Consider the following 13668-nt stretch of genomic DNA (forward strand, 5'->3'; position numbering starts at 1 on the left):
CGCTAGGCTGATCCCCGCGCCATCACGAATGGCGCGGGGAGGCTTGCCCGAGCGGCCTAAGGGAACGGTCTTGAAAACCGTCGTGGCAGCGATGTCACCGAGGGTTCAAATCCCTCAGCCTCCGCCGAGGTCAGCGACACAGCTGGTCGGAAGGGGTGCCCCGGTTCGGGGCACCCCTTCCGCATGTCCGTGGTCTCAGACGTTTCTGAGCCGGAGGGGCTGCGATGAGTTTTCGTCGTCTGGTCGGTCTGCCCTCGTATGGATCAGGATTTCGGCGTGACTGGCGCCCGTGCAGAGGTCGAACTATCCGTCGACGCACCGGTGGGCCAGCTCTGGGAGGCGATTACGGACCTCTCCCGGATCGGTGACTGGAGCCCGGAGTGCACCTACGCGGGTTGGCTGGACGGCTGGAGCGAACCAGTGGTCGGGGCGCGCTTCGAGGCTCGCAACCGGTTCCCCAACGGGCTTGTCACGCAGGTCGTATGCATGGTCGTCGCGGCGGACCGGCCGTATTCGTTCGGCTGGAGAGTGTTCGGGGGCTCCCCGGAAACCGAGGAGCACTTCGCCGTCTGGCACTACGAGCTGCGGCCCGCCGTGCGGCAGGGTCAGACGGTGGTCCGTCAGTCGTTCATCCATGGACCGGGTGACAGCGGAGCCCGCGCGGCGGTGCGGGCCGACCCTGAGAACGCCGCGGCGCTCCTGCAAGGACGGCTGGACCAGCTACGCCGCAACATGACAGCGACGATCGAGGCGATGGCCCGCGACATCCGACGCCGGAGCATATGAGCACCTGCCCGCGATCTCGCGTGACGTACCTGGTCAGAAGGGGTGCCCATGGTTCGGGGGCACCCCTTCTGCGTGTCGTGCTCCGGGCGTCAGGAGATGGCGACGCTGGTGCCGAACTCGAAGATGTCTGATGCGTTCGGCCGGACCTGGCTGATCGCGTGGCCCTGGCAGTTCGGGAGGTCGAAGACGGTGGCGACCTGGTTGGTGTTGTTGGCCACGAACATGGGCCAGACGTTCGTCGTGTAACAGCCACTGGGGTTGGTGTGGGTGGCCAGGCCGACAGTCAGGGTGCCCTCGGCGGCCATCGCCGGTCCCGCCGGCGACAGGGCGAGGGACACCGCACCCGTCACCGACGCCGCCACAAGCCCGATACGACGCATCGTTGCCTCCTGCTCAGACACGATCCGGAGGAGACGCCGACCGCCCCTCCTCACCTATTGCTAGCGGCCGTCGCTTGACGGGCGCTCACGGCTCGCGTGAGCCGTGGCCGTTCGCGCGGCCCTTCGGGCGCCCTCGTATGGTGCGGCGGGTCGTGGTCAGTGGCGCGGCGATGCACGCGGCGGCGAGGAGGATGCCGAAGGCGGCTGTCAGGGCTGTGGTGTAGCCGTGTACGGATGCCGAGCTCGGCGTGGTGTGGCGTGCTGATGCCAGGGAGGACGCCGTCGCGCCGGCCGCGATGGTGTTGAGGAGTGCGGTGCCGAGGGCGGCTCCGAGTTGCTGGGAGGCGTTGTAGGCGGCCGATGCGGCCCCGATGTCGTCTCGGAGTGTGTCGGCGGTGGCCAGGGCGGCGGTCGGGGGGATGACGCAACCGAGGCCCAGTCCGGTGAGTACCAGGGCGGGTGCCAGGTAGAGCGGCAGGACGTGTGCGCTCTGCGGTGTCAGGCGCGTGAGGATGAGCATTCCGGAGGCCGCGATGATCAGGCCGGGCAGGATCAGCGCCGCGGGGGTGAGGCGTCCGTAGAGCTTCCCGGCGATGAGCGTGGAGCCGATCAGGGCGGCCAGGGCGTTGATCATCAGCGTCAGGCCCGCCTGGACCGGTGAGTAGCCGAGGACGGTCTGGGTGTAGTAGCTCATGAACAGGTAGAAGCCGAACATGGCGACGAACATCAGGCCGATCGAGATGAGTGCGCCGGCGCGGGCGCGGTGCAGGAGCATGCGCATCGGCAGCAGCGGGCGGGGGGCTCGCGCCTCGACGGCGGCGAACGCGGCCAGCAGCAGGCCGCTGCCGGTCAGCAGGGTCAGTACCCTCGGTGAGCCCCAGCCGAGGGGTTCGGCCTCGTTGAAGGCGTAGACCATGGTGGCGAAGCCCGCGGCGCTGAGCAGGGCGCCCGCGACGTCAAGCCGCCCGTCGCCGCGTTCGGGGTGGTCCGGTGGCACGCGTGTCGCGCCGAACAAGGCGAGCAGTGCGACAGGGACGTTGATGTACAGGCAGCCTCGCCAGCTGACGTACTCGGTCAGCAGTCCCCCGGCGACCAGGCCGAGGGCGGATCCGGAGGCACCGACCGCGGCGAACACGCCGAAAGCCCGGCCGCGTTCGCGCGGCTCGGTGAACGTCGTACTGAGCAGCGACAGCCCGGCGGGCGCGAGTACGGCGGCGAAGACGCCTTGCAGGGCACGGGCCCCGAAGAGCGTCTCGGGGGTCACGGCGGCACCGCCCAGCGCGGACGAAGCGGCGAAGCCGACCAGGCCGATGATGAACGTACGGCGATGGCCGAGTGCGCCGCTGACCCTGCCGCCGATCAGCAGCAGACCGCCGAAGGCCAGGGCGTACGCGGTGATCGCCCATTGCCGGCTCGCGTCGGACATGCCGAGCGCGCTCTGCGCGGAGGGCAGCGCGATGTTCACGATGGTGCCGTCCAGGACGACGAGGAGCTGGGCCGCGCTCACCGCCGACAGCGTCGACCACTGCCGCCGCGCGGGGGCGGCTCCTCCTGTGTCGTGGCGGGCCTCGAGGGCAGGCTCCGCCCCGGGCGGATCGGTGTCTCGGGGATTCATGACTTCAAGTGTTTCGTTGAAGTGATCCCGGAGACTTTTCACCGCCTCTGGCCGCCGGACCAGCGCCGATGAGCCGATTTCCCTCAAGTCGCCGGTTGAAGCTCGGCGAGATGAGGGCTTCCGGACAAGGGCTTCCAGGCAAGGGTTTCCGGACAAGGGCTACCTGGCACGGCTGTGCGGCGACTTCACATCTGGTCGGGCTCTTCGTCGGCCCCGCTTCCGCTCTCGTACGGCACGACGACGATCTGGTACGCGTCCTCGTAGACGATCCTCCCCGGATTCGACGACCGGATCATCCGGCACTCGATGCCATGAGTGGCAAGGATCTCCAGGTAGCCGTCCACCCGCGTGATCAGGTCCTGGGACGTGGGCTTGAACCAGGCCGCCGCGCCGGGGTGGATCTCGTGGTCGTAGACCGTCGGATCCACGGTCGAGGGGTCTGGATAGGCCGCGTTGTACCAGTCATTGTTGGCCCGTCGGAAGCGTTCCTGCTCAGCGTTCAGCTTCCCGCTCCGCGCCAGGCCGTTGACCAGGCCGAACACCCCGGAGAAGTAGCCGCGTTCGTTCCGGACCGGGCTCTGGAAGCGTACGTAGGGGGCTTCGTCAACGAGTTCCCGTGCTTCGTCGATCTTCACGGTGCGGATGGTAGAGACGGGGGACGGGGGACGTCGTCCGTTCGGTGGGGCTGGTCGGTGGGCAGATCTGGCCGAAAAGGTATGGGTGGGGTGTTGGTGCAGGTCAGGGCCGAGGGATCGGCTGTTTGGGGGGTGGGTGGTGGGTGGGAAGGCGGGAAGTGGGCTTTTAGTTGTAGCTAAAGGTGGGAAGCTTTGACTGAGGGCGTTCGACGCCCGACGTCGGCACCATGCGCTGGGAGGTTGATGAAGCGTGCCGTGGAAGAGCAAGGGTGCGAAGGCGGAGGCTGCCGACCACTCGGGGGCGCGGTTGGCGCGTCAGGCCACCGTGGAGGTCGCCGGGTTGCTGGGGAAGCGTGGCATGAGCCGCACTGACCTCGCCCGGCTCATGGACGTCAGCCCGGGACGAGTGAGCCAAGTCCTCTCCGGTGACGAGAATCTGACGCTGCGCAGCCTCGCTGCCGTGGCCGATGCGCTGGAGCTGGACATCAAGATCAGTTTTGTGGAGCCCAAGGAGGACGGGGCTCGGCGGCCGGGTGGGCTGGGCGATGGGTCCGATGCCTTTGTCTACGCTCCTTGAAGGCATCTGGGTGCGCGGGGCGCGTGGGGTGCGCGGGGCGCCTGGGGTGCGCCGGGCGCGCTGGGTACGTCCCTGACGGGCGTCGCCGTGGTGTGCGGTGTGCGGCGCCGCGTCAGGGGTCCGAGCCACGTCGTCACGGGTGCGAGCCTCGTCGGGGGCCCGAGTCACATCAGGGGTGCGAGTCACATCAGGGGTGCGAGGCGCCCGTCGTGGCGATGGGGCGTACCGCCAGCGCCTCGTCCCGCAGCCGCATGAGCTCGCGGTCGCCGCTCCGCTTCCCGGTGCGGTAGCCGAACTCCAGCATGCGTACGCAGGCGTCCATGGCCATAGCCAGGGTCTGACGGCGGTCCTCCGCCTCCTCCCGGGTCGGGGCGTGCAGCTCCGGCGGGAACTCCTGGACCTCGCGCTGGCGGCACTTCGCCTCGATGTCGGCCTCGACCTTGGCCGCGTCGTCCAGGAGCTGGTCCACCTCCTCGTACAGGGTGTTGATCGTCGTCCTGTCCTTGGTCGCGGGGGTGCAGCCGCGCAGGTGGAGGCGGGCCTCGAAGGCGAACATGCGCAGCTGGGCCACGTTCTCGAAGTCCCTGACCAGGCGGTGGCAGTGGAGGTACATGTCGTGGACCAGCCGCCGCTCCAGCTCGCTCAGCAGCACCGCGATGCCCAGCGTGATCACGGCCACGAAGGGCGGCGTGGACTGCTGGTTCTGCTGCTGACGGACGCGAGGCGCCAGGGCCCCGCCCGCGGCGGCGGCGGCCACGGCGGGCGGCACATCGGCGGCGTGCGGCAGCAGCAGGGCGATGGTGAGCAGCGCCGCCGCGCAGGTGCAGGCGATGATTCCGCAGCACAGCGACGCGGACCTTACGGTCCCCAGCAGGCGGCCCTTGTCGGCGAAACGATGGACCAGCGAGATCCAGGTGACCAGCGCGCAGACGCCTATGGGTAACGCGATGTCCGCGAACCACCCCTGTGCGTAGAGCTCGTGCAATGCTCCCCCCTGGTCGCGCCTTGGTGCCGGTGCGCCGGAGGCGGTCGGCCGGTCACCGGGCGCCGGTCACGGAGCACCGGTGCCGAAGCGCCGGTGCCCAAGCGCCGGTCACGGGGCACCGATCGCGGGGAGAGCGGGAATCCCTTCACTGTCCGCCCCAAGGGGCGGAAGCACCGGCGAATGGGCGTGTGGTTCCTGCGCCGTTCGGTCCCCGCGCCGCCTGGTTCCTACGCGTTTCGGTCCCTGCGCCTTCCGGTTGCCGCGTCTTCCGGTTGCCGCGCCTTCCGGCTCCTGTACGGAGCGCCTCGTCGCGTGGTCACGATAGTGCTCTTCGTCCCCGTAGCGCACGGGTCACCGTCCGTGTACCGCTGGATCGCGCCGCCTCTGGTGTCCTGCGATACGTCTGCCGCCTCTGTTCCGTTCATACCGCCCAGGGGCCATACCGGGTATCAGGCCGGGCATCAGGCCGGGCGTCAGGCGCACGCGTCCGGGGGCTGGAGGTGGCGGGCGGCGCTGCGGGCCGCGGAGGCCACGGTGGCGCGGGCCTCGTGCGGGGGCAGGCCGGTGTCGAGCGCGGCCTCGATCAGGGCGGGGGCCAACTCCGGCCCCGCGCCCGCCTCGTAGGCGCGGCAGGCCGCCCAGAACAGCCGGTCGTTGCGCCGGCCCTCCCGTGAGGCGCGGACGAACCGTACGAGCCCCTCCAGGGCCGCGGGATGCGGCTCGGGGAACGGCGGGCCGGGGCGGTACGAGCGGGGCGGGGCCGGGCGCGGTGGCGTGAGCAGGCGCAACAGGGCGGACGGTACGGGGGCCGGGGCCCAGGCGGGGGAGCCGGGCGCGAGGCGATAGCTGCCGTGCGAGGCGTAGGAGCCGGGGCCGACCAGATAGCCGCCCAGTCCACGGATGTCGATGCCGGGGGCCAGGCGCCCGGCGGAGTTGGGGACGGCGAGGCCGGGCGGGCCGCATAGCCACAGATGGCGGCCGCCGCTCGGGGTGAGCACGGTGACCGTACGGGGGATGGCGAAGGCGTGCTCGCGGGCCAGCCGGGCGAGGGCGGCCAGACCGTCCGTGCCGTCCTTACGGCTTGCACCGGGACTTCCGGCTGCCTCGGCCGCCCCGATCGTTCCGGCTGCCTCGGCCGCCCCGATCGTTCCGGCTGCCTCGGCCGCCCCGGTCGTTCCGGCCGCCCCGGTCGTTCCGGCCGCCTCGGCCGTTCCGGCCCTGGGCCTCTCGGTTCTCTCGGCCGTCCCGGTCCCTTCGGCCCGACCGTTCGTGTCGCCCGCTCCCCCGGATCCCTGGGGCCTGCCGGGCGCCCCCGGCTCATCGGGCTGTACGCCCCTGAGGTCGAGGTCGACGCCGATGAGGTGGTACGGGGCGCATCCGCAGGCGATGCCGTAGCCGGTGGCCCAGGGGGCGGCGGCGAAGAGGGCGCGGATCGCGTCCGGGTCCGCCGAGGCGTCATGGACGCCGTGGCCCAGCCGACCGCATTCGCCGTGGCACGGCAGTGGCGCGGGGTCGTGGTGGTGAGGGGAGCGCACGGCGGGCAGCTTCGCGCGGGTCAGCGGGATCACGCGGAAACCGTGGGCCGCGGCGGTCAGGGCGTGGACAAGGGCATGGGCGAGTGAGGGATTCGCCATGTCACCCATTTTCGGACAAGTGTTCGGTAATGGGAAGAGGGCCCGGCAAGTCGCCGAGGATGGCCGAAATTATGCGGAACGGAATCTCTCGTAAGGCTCGGCCCACGGCCGGGCGGGGGCGGCCCGCCGGGCGCACCGGCGTGACGCGGGGAGTGGGGGTGCATGGGGTGTTTAAAACAGGTTCATCATGCTTGCGTGGTAATTCCAGCGGCCCACGCGCATCGTCCGGGAATCGGTGGGCAACTCTGCTTCCGCGACCCTTCCGAGCCTCGGGGAGGTCGCGAGAGCCGGAGGATCGGAGGAATCGAGATGGCGGACATCCGGACGGGTCCCGGCCGCACCCTCGCCGCGCCATCGTGCTCCGCCGCCAGGGTGGGGCGCGGCTCCTGGGATGTGCCCCGCTCGTACGGGGGCAGGTCGCCGCCATCGTGAGCACCCGCGACCGCCGCGACCGCCGCGACCGCCCGTAAGGGAAGCGCGGGATACGCGGGGAACGCGGAAGCGGCATGGTGTCCGAACGATCTGAGTGAGCTGTGGTGATTCATTGAGCGAAACGGGACGGGTGAGGTCGTACGGTCGCGCGGTGGCGTATCAACGCCATCGCGCGATCGCGCGTGTGCCGTGCTTCGGCGTTCGCCCTTGACAGCGTCGATTTATCTGACGGATAGTCAGATTGCTTTCTACGGCGGACATGCGGCAGGGGAAGCGATGACACGTGATGACCTGGACGTTGACCCGGAAGAGCTGTACGGACGGCTGACGGCGTACGAGGGGCGGACGGCCGCGAGCGGCGGCGCGGGCAGGGACCCCGTCAACGAACCCATGATCAGACACTGGTGCGAGGCTATGGGCGACACCAACCCCGCCTATCCGGCTGTCGCCCCGCCCACGATGCTCCAGGCGTGGACGATGGGCGGGCTGGCCGGGCACCCCGGCGGTTCGGCCCGCTCCGAGGCGTACGACGAGCTGCTGGCGCTGCTGGACGACGCGGGCTGCACCTCGGTGGTCGCCACCGACTGCGAGCAGGAGTACCTGCGGCCGCTGCGCCCCGGCGACCGGGTCACCTTCGACGCGGTCATCGAGTCGGTGTCACCGCGCAAGACCACCAAGCTGGGCACCGGGTACTTCGTCACCACCCGGATGAACGTCCGCGCCGGGGACGGGGAGCTGGTCGGCACCCACCGCTTCCGCATTCTCAAGTACGCGCCCGCACGGCCCAAGAATGCGGCGAGGCCGGAGCCGATGCGGAAGCCGGAGCCGAAGCGAAAGCCGGAGCCGGAGCCGGAGCGGAAGCCGGAGCCGACGGCCGACCGCCCCCGCCGCCCTCGGCCCGTCATCAACCGCGACAACGCCGGTTTCTGGGAGGGCGTCGCCCGGCACCAGCTGCTCATCCAGCGCTGTCTGGACTGCGCCACCCTGCGCTTCCCGTGGCTGCCGGGGTGCGGGGAGTGCGGCTCCCAGCGGTGGGAGGCGTTCGAGGCGTCCGGCGCCGGCACGGTGTTCAGCTATGTGGTCATGCACCATCCGCCCTACCCGGCGTTCGACCCGCCCTACGCGGTCGCCCTGGTCGAGCTCGCGGAGGGCGTGCGGATGGTCAGCGACATCACCGGCGTGCCCTACGACAAGGTGCGCATCGGCATGCCCGTCGAGCTGGAGTTCCTGCGCGTGGACGAGGAGCTGGAGCTGCCGGTGTTCCGGGGCGCGGAGGCGTAACGGATGGACGAGGGAACCCCTGGTGGCCTTGGCGGCGCGGACCGTACGGAGAAGGAGGCGGTCGTATGACGGTGCGTACGGGCGATGAGCTGCCCCCACTGCGCATCCCGATCACCCGGACCCTGATCGTCGCCGGTGCCCTCGCATCCCGGGACTACCAGGATGTGCACCACGACGCCGAGGCGGCCAAGGAGAAGGGCTCTCCGGACATCTTCATGAACATCCTCACCACCAATGGGCTGGTCGGCCGGTACATCACCGATCACTTCGGGCCGCGGGCCCGGCTCCGTAAGGTCGCGATCCGGCTCGGGGCGCCCAACTACCCGGGCGACGAGATGGTGCTGACCGGCCAGGTCACCTCGGTCGCGGAGGGCACGGCGGAGGTCGCCGTCATCGGTAGGAACGGCATCGGCCACCATGTGACCGGCACGGTCACGGTGCGGCTCCCCAGCGACGCCCCGGGAACCGGCGAGGTCCCGAAGAGGACCACCGACGCCCCCAGGACTGCCCCCATCCCCGCCCCCATCCCCGACCCCATCACCGCCCTCACCACCACCCCGGACACCCCCCGATGAGCGCCCGCAAGCCGGACACCCTGGGCGGCCGGGCCGCCATCGTCGGCATCGGTGCCACCGAGTTCTCCAAGGACTCGGGCCGCAGCGAGCTGAAGCTGGCCGTCGAGGCCGTCCAGACGGCCCTGGACGACGCCGGGCTCACCCCGGCCGACGTGGACGGGCTGGTCACCTTCACGATGGACACCAGCCCCGAGATCACCGTGGCGCAGGCGTGCGGCATCGGCGATCTCACCTTCTTCTCGCGTGTGCACTACGGCGGGGGCGCGGCCTGCGCCACCGTGCAGCAGGCCGCGCTCGCCGTCGCGACCGGCGTCGCCGAGGTCGTCGTCTGCTACCGCGCGTTCAACGAGCGCTCCGGGCGTCGCTTCGGCTCCGGCGTACAGCACCGCGAGCCGTCCGCCGAGGGTGCCGCGCTCGGCTGGTCGCTGCCGTTCGGGCTGCTGACCCCGGCCTCGTGGGTCGCCATGGCCGCCCAGCGCTATCTCCACGCCTATGGGCTGACACCCGAGGTTTTCGGCCATGTGGCCGTCACCGACCGCCGCCACGCGGCCACCAACCCGGCCGCGTACTTCCACGGCAAGCCGATCACCCTCGCCGAGCACGCCGCCTCCCGATGGATCGTCGAGCCGCTCCGGCTGCTCGACTGCTGTCAGGAGACGGACGGCGGCCAGGCGATCGTGGTCACCAGCGTGGGGCGGGCGCGTGACCTGCCACGTCCGCCCGCCGTGATCACGGCCGCGGCGCAGGGCGCGGGCCGCGGCCAGGAGCAGATGACGAGCTTCTACCGCGACGATCTGACCGGCCTCCCCGAGATGGGGGTGGTCGCCGGTCAGCTGTGGCGCGGCAGCGGGCTGACCCCGGCCGACATCGACGTGGCCGTCCTCTACGACCACTTCACGCCGTTCGTGCTGATGCAGCTGGAGGAGTTCGGCTTCTGCGGACGCGGCGAGGCGGCCGGATTCGTCGCCGAGGGCGCGCTGCCGCTCAATACCCATGGCGGTCAGCTCGGTGAGGCGTATCTGCACGGGATGAACGGGATCGCCGAGGCCGTCCGCCAGATCCGCGGCAGCTCCGTCAACCAGGTGCCGGGGGCCGCCCGCACCCTGGTCACCGCGGGCACCGGGGTACCGACATCCGGGCTTCTCCTCGGCGCAGACGGCTGACTCGCGCGCGTGTCGGCGGTATCGGGCCGCCGAGGTCCACCTTCACTCGTCATATGACCCGAAGTAAGCAGAGCAGATGGCAGATCACTGGCTGGGCCACCGGTCTGGCCGCGGCCCTGACCACCGCGATCGCCGGTGCCACCCCCGCCGCCTCGGCGGCGGCCCTGCCCGACCCCCGCCCCCTGGGCGCCAAGGTCTTCAAGGGCTGGGCCCTCGACACCTGCCATGCGCCGTCCCTCGCCACCCTTCGCGCGTGGAACAGCTCCCGCTACCGCGCCGTCGGCGTCTACTACGCGGGCCGCGGCCGGGCCTGCGCCAGCCAGCCCAACCTCACCGTCTCCTGGATGCGCGGCGTCAAGAGCATGAAGTGGCAGGTGCTGCCCATCTTCGTCGGATCCCAGTCGCCTTGTGTCCGCAACACCAACAAGAAGCACGTGCCCATCGGCGGCAAGCCGTTCTCCCAGGGGCAGGCGGAGGGCAAGGACGCGGTGGCGCGCGCCAAGGCGCTCTCCCTGAAGAAGCGCAGCGCGCTCTACCTCGACATGGAGGCGTACGACCTGAAGCGGACGAGCTGCGCCGCCAAGACGCTCTCCTTCATCCGCGGCTGGAACCGCGAGGTCCGCTCGCGCGGCTTCTTCCCCGGCTTTTACAGCAGCGCCGAGTCCGGGGTGCGCCATGTGGAGCAGGCCCGCCGGGCCGGGGTCCATGACCTGCCCTCCGTGATGTGGTTCGCGCGCTGGAACGGGAAGCCGTCGCTGTACGGGGAGTCGACGCTGGCCAAGAGCGCGTGGAATCCGCACCGCCGGATCCACCAGTACCGGGGCAACGTCGATGTGACGCACGGCGGCCGGAAGCTGCGCATCGACCGCAACAAGGTGGACGCACCGGTCGCGATCATCAAGTGAGCACCCGTGGGTCACCCTCGGGAAGAACCCTGACCGTCCGACCGCCTCCTCCCCCCGCAGGAGGTGGTGCCGGCACCACCCGTACAACCTGAGGCTGATTGCGCTTCGGCACTTATGGCCGATCCGCTCCGACCTGCTCGCTCCTAGCGTTGAGCCATGACCACGACCGTGTGCACAGGCGTATCCGCCGCCGCGTTCCCGTCGTTCACCTCGTACGTACGGGCGCGGGGGCCTGTGCTGCTGCGCACCGCCCGCTCGCTGACCTCCAACGCGTGCGACGCCGAGGATCTGCTGCAGACCGCGCTGACCAAGACGTACCTGGCGTGGGAGCGCATCGAGGACCACAACGCGCTGGACGGCTATGTGCGGCGCGCCCTGGTCAACACCCGGACCTCGCAGTGGCGCAAGCGCAAGATCGACGAATTCGTCTGCGACGAGCTGCCCGAGCCCGAGACGGTGCCCGCGCCGGACCCCGCCGAACGGCAGGTGCTCCGCGACGCGCTGTGGCGGGCCGTACTGCGGCTGCCGGACCGTCAGCGGGCGATGGTCGTCCTCAGGTACTACGAGGATCTGAGCGAGGCGCAGACGGCGGAGGTGCTCGGGGTGTCCGTCGGCACCGTCAAGAGCGCGGTCTCGCGCGCCCTCGGCAAGCTCCGCGAGGACCCGGAACTCGGCCACGCGGCATGATCGCCTGATCGGCGCGATGGCGGCCGACGGGGGCTGACCGGCGAAACGACTGAGGATACGGCAGGGGATACGGCTGGGGATACGGCAGGGGGCGACGGGGGACCGACGGGGGACCGACGGGGTCCGGGGGTAGTGACATACCAGGTGGTCGGTTGCAGAATCGGCGGAACCTCTACCCGCGCGAACCGGAACCCCTGGAGGCCCCGGTGCTCAGCACGATGCAGGACGTACCGCTGACCGTGACCCGCATCCTCGTGCACGGGACCCTCGTGCACGGCCGCACGGCCCATGTGACCACCTGGACCGGAGAGGGCGAGCCCCAGCGGCGCAGCTTCCACGAGGTGGGGGTGCGGTCGACCCAGTTGGCGAACGCGCTGCGCGATGAGCTCGGGGTCGAGCCGGGGCAGGCCGTGGCCACTCTGATGTGGAACAACTGCGAGCATCTGGAGGCGTATCTCGCGGTCCCCTCCATGGGCGCGGTACTGCACACCCTCAACCTCCGGCTGCCCGCCGATCAGCTCGGCTGGATCGTGAACCACGCCGCCGACCGCGTGATCATCGTCAACGGCTCCGTACTGCCGCTGCTCGCCCCGCTCCTCCCCACCCTCACCACCGTGAAGCACATCGTGGTCGCGGGCCCCGGCGACCGTTCCGTCCTGGACGGCTGCGCCGCCCGGGTCCATGAGTACGAGGAGCTGATCGAGGGGCGGCCGCAGCGTTACGCCTGGCCGGAGATCGACGAGCGCCAGGCCGCCGCGCTCTGCTACACCTCTGGGACGACCGGACACCCCAAGGGCGTGGCCTACAGCCACCGCTCCATCTATCTGCACTCGATGCAGGTCAACACCGCCGAGTCGTTCGGGATGTCCGGGGGCGACATCCTGCTGCCGGTGGTGCCCATGTTTCACGCCAACGCGTGGGGCACCCCGCACGCCGCCTTCATGGCGGGCGCCTCGATACTCATGCCCGACCGCTTCCTCCAGCCCGAACCGCTCGCCGAGATGATCGAACGCGAGCGTCCCACCATCGCCGCCGCCGTCCCCACCGTCTGGCAGGGGCTGCTCGCCGAGCTCGACGCGAGGCCGCGGGAGATGAGCTGTCTGCGGAGCGTCTTCATCGGCGGCGCGGCCTGCCCGCCCTCCCTGATGAAGGCGTACGGGGAGCGCCACGGCATCCACGTCGTCACCGCCTGGGGCATGACGGAGACCTCTCCGCTCGGCTCCGTGGCCCATCCGCCGGGCGGTCTCCCGGCGGAGGACGCCTGGCCGTACCGGCTGACGCAGGGCCGCTTCCCGTCGTCCGTCGAGTGCCGGTTGATCTCGGCGGACGGCGAACTCGTGCCGTGGGACGGGAAGACGCCGGGTGAGCTGGAGGTACGCGGTCCGTGGATCGCGGGCGCGTACTACGGAGGGGCGGACGGCGAGCCGTTCCGCCCCGAGGACAAGTTCACCGAGGACGGCTGGCTGAAGACCGGCGACGTCGGCACCATCAGCCCAGACTGCTATCTGACGCTGACGGACCGGGCCAAGGACGTCATCAAGTCCGGCGGTGAGTGGATCTCCTCGGTCGAGCTGGAGAACCAGCTGATGGGCCATCCGGAGGTCGCCGAGGCGGCGGTGGTGGCCGTGCCGGACGAGAAGTGGGGCGAGCGACCGCTGGCCACGGTGGTCCTGACGGACGGCGCCACGATCGGCTACGAGGGCCTGCGGGCCTTCCTCGCCGAACGGGTCGCGCGCTGGCAGCTGCCGGAGCACTGGGCGGTGATTCCGGCGGTGCCGAAGACGAGCGTGGGGAAGTTCGACAAGAAGGTCATCCGAAAGCAGTACGCGGACGGGGTGCTGGACGTGACCACGCTGGGCTGAGGAACACGACCACGCTGGGCTGAGGGACGCGATCGCGCTGGGCTGAGGAACGCCTGGTTCCGGGGGCGCGGGTCACCTGTACATCACCAGCACATGCAAGAAGGCCAAGCAGGTGAAGGTGATCCTCGACCCGCAGACCGACTTCGAGTGC

At 70.5% G+C, this 13668-nt stretch carries 13 protein-coding genes and 1 tRNA gene; 9 read left to right on the forward strand and 5 right to left on the reverse strand.

Annotated elements, in window-relative coordinates:
• The first annotated feature begins 37 nt into the window (after positions 1 to 37).
• Together J2Z30_RS38355 and J2Z30_RS38360 are read left to right on the forward strand one after the other, a co-directional pair.
• Positions 38 to 124, forward strand: a tRNA-Ser gene (locus J2Z30_RS38355).
• A gap of 152 nt (positions 125 to 276) precedes the next feature.
• Positions 277 to 786, forward strand: a complete 510-nt coding sequence (locus tag J2Z30_RS38360; protein ID WP_209469012.1) for an SRPBCC family protein — start codon at positions 277 to 279, stop codon at positions 784 to 786.
• An 89-nt stretch (positions 787 to 875) separates the two neighbouring features.
• Here the strand turns inward: J2Z30_RS38360 and J2Z30_RS38365 are convergent, their stop codons facing one another.
• The 3 genes from J2Z30_RS38365 to J2Z30_RS38375 form a co-directional block, all read right to left on the reverse strand.
• Complete coding sequence (locus tag J2Z30_RS38365) at positions 876 to 1166, reverse strand: hypothetical protein (RefSeq protein ID WP_044572794.1); 291 nt, start codon at positions 1164 to 1166, stop codon at positions 876 to 878.
• Between the two features lie 85 nt (positions 1167 to 1251).
• Complete coding sequence (locus J2Z30_RS38370) at positions 1252 to 2781, reverse strand: MFS transporter (protein WP_078956782.1); 1530 nt, start codon at positions 2779 to 2781, stop codon at positions 1252 to 1254.
• A 185-nt stretch (positions 2782 to 2966) separates the two neighbouring features.
• Positions 2967 to 3416: a hypothetical protein gene (locus tag J2Z30_RS38375; protein WP_308280226.1), complete on the reverse strand. Its 450-nt coding sequence runs from the start codon at positions 3414 to 3416 to the stop codon at positions 2967 to 2969.
• A gap of 250 nt (positions 3417 to 3666) precedes the next feature.
• Between J2Z30_RS38375 and J2Z30_RS38380 the strand changes: the two genes are divergently transcribed.
• Positions 3667 to 3993 carry a helix-turn-helix domain-containing protein gene (locus J2Z30_RS38380; protein WP_044572797.1) on the forward strand — a complete coding sequence of 109 codons (327 nt, stop codon included), beginning with the start codon at positions 3667 to 3669 and terminating at the stop codon, positions 3991 to 3993.
• A 187-nt stretch (positions 3994 to 4180) separates the two neighbouring features.
• Here the strand turns inward: J2Z30_RS38380 and J2Z30_RS38385 are convergent, their stop codons facing one another.
• The gene (locus J2Z30_RS38385; RefSeq protein WP_044572799.1) at positions 4181 to 4978 is read right to left on the reverse strand and encodes a hypothetical protein; all 798 of its coding nucleotides are present in this window, start codon (positions 4976 to 4978) and stop codon (positions 4181 to 4183) included.
• A gap of 473 nt (positions 4979 to 5451) precedes the next feature.
• Positions 5452 to 6612: a bifunctional DNA primase/polymerase gene (locus J2Z30_RS38390; protein ID WP_044572802.1), complete on the reverse strand. Its 1161-nt coding sequence runs from the start codon at positions 6610 to 6612 to the stop codon at positions 5452 to 5454.
• A 708-nt stretch (positions 6613 to 7320) separates the two neighbouring features.
• Between J2Z30_RS38390 and J2Z30_RS38395 the strand changes: the two genes are divergently transcribed.
• The 6 genes from J2Z30_RS38395 to J2Z30_RS38420 all read left to right on the forward strand — a co-directional run bounded on the left by J2Z30_RS38395 (position 7321) and on the right by J2Z30_RS38420 (position 13517).
• Positions 7321 to 8325 carry a bifunctional MaoC family dehydratase N-terminal/OB-fold nucleic acid binding domain-containing protein gene (locus J2Z30_RS38395; protein WP_044572804.1) on the forward strand — a complete coding sequence of 335 codons (1005 nt, stop codon included), beginning with the start codon at positions 7321 to 7323 and terminating at the stop codon, positions 8323 to 8325.
• A 65-nt stretch (positions 8326 to 8390) separates the two neighbouring features.
• Entirely contained in the window at positions 8391 to 8900 is a 510-nt protein-coding gene (locus tag J2Z30_RS38400; protein ID WP_044572808.1) for a MaoC family dehydratase, read from the forward strand.
• The gene (locus tag J2Z30_RS38405) at positions 8897 to 10063 is read left to right on the forward strand and encodes a lipid-transfer protein (protein ID WP_044572810.1); all 1167 of its coding nucleotides are present in this window, start codon (positions 8897 to 8899) and stop codon (positions 10061 to 10063) included. Before J2Z30_RS38400 ends, J2Z30_RS38405 begins: the two co-directional genes overlap by 4 nt.
• A 53-nt stretch (positions 10064 to 10116) precedes the next feature.
• Positions 10117 to 10968 carry a DUF1906 domain-containing protein gene (locus J2Z30_RS38410; RefSeq protein ID WP_044572812.1) on the forward strand — a complete coding sequence of 284 codons (852 nt, stop codon included), beginning with the start codon at positions 10117 to 10119 and terminating at the stop codon, positions 10966 to 10968.
• Between the two features lie 156 nt (positions 10969 to 11124).
• A complete protein-coding gene (locus tag J2Z30_RS38415; protein ID WP_044572814.1) occupies positions 11125 to 11655 on the forward strand; it encodes a SigE family RNA polymerase sigma factor in 531 nt (176 codons plus the stop codon).
• Between the two features lie 206 nt (positions 11656 to 11861).
• Positions 11862 to 13517: a long-chain fatty acid--CoA ligase gene (locus J2Z30_RS38420; RefSeq protein WP_044581694.1), complete on the forward strand. Its 1656-nt coding sequence runs from the start codon at positions 11862 to 11864 to the stop codon at positions 13515 to 13517.
• Positions 13518 to 13668: the final 151 nt, after the last annotated feature.

The sequence above is a fragment of the Streptomyces iranensis genome (genome assembly GCF_017874715.1).
GTDB lineage: Bacteria > Actinomycetota > Actinomycetes > Streptomycetales > Streptomycetaceae > Streptomyces > Streptomyces iranensis.

What these genes read in the sequence shown, in the direction of transcription:
- J2Z30_RS38365 (WP_044572794.1), bottom strand. Translation starts at nt 1,166, where the DNA reads ATGCGTCGTATCGGGCTTGTGGCGGCGTCGGTGACGGGTGCGGTGTCC.
- J2Z30_RS38370 (WP_078956782.1), bottom strand. Translation starts at nt 2,781, where the DNA reads ATGAATCCCCGAGACACCGATCCGCCCGGGGCGGAGCCTGCCCTCGAG.
- J2Z30_RS38390 (WP_044572802.1), bottom strand. Translation starts at nt 6,612, where the DNA reads ATGGCGAATCCCTCACTCGCCCATGCCCTTGTCCACGCCCTGACCGCC.
- J2Z30_RS38395 (WP_044572804.1), top strand. Translation starts at nt 7,321, where the DNA reads ATGACACGTGATGACCTGGACGTTGACCCGGAAGAGCTGTACGGACGG.
- J2Z30_RS38400 (WP_044572808.1), top strand. Translation starts at nt 8,391, where the DNA reads ATGACGGTGCGTACGGGCGATGAGCTGCCCCCACTGCGCATCCCGATC.
- J2Z30_RS38405 (WP_044572810.1), top strand. Translation starts at nt 8,897, where the DNA reads ATGAGCGCCCGCAAGCCGGACACCCTGGGCGGCCGGGCCGCCATCGTC.
- J2Z30_RS38410 (WP_044572812.1), top strand. Translation starts at nt 10,117, where the DNA reads ATGACCCGAAGTAAGCAGAGCAGATGGCAGATCACTGGCTGGGCCACC.
- J2Z30_RS38415 (WP_044572814.1), top strand. Translation starts at nt 11,125, where the DNA reads ATGACCACGACCGTGTGCACAGGCGTATCCGCCGCCGCGTTCCCGTCG.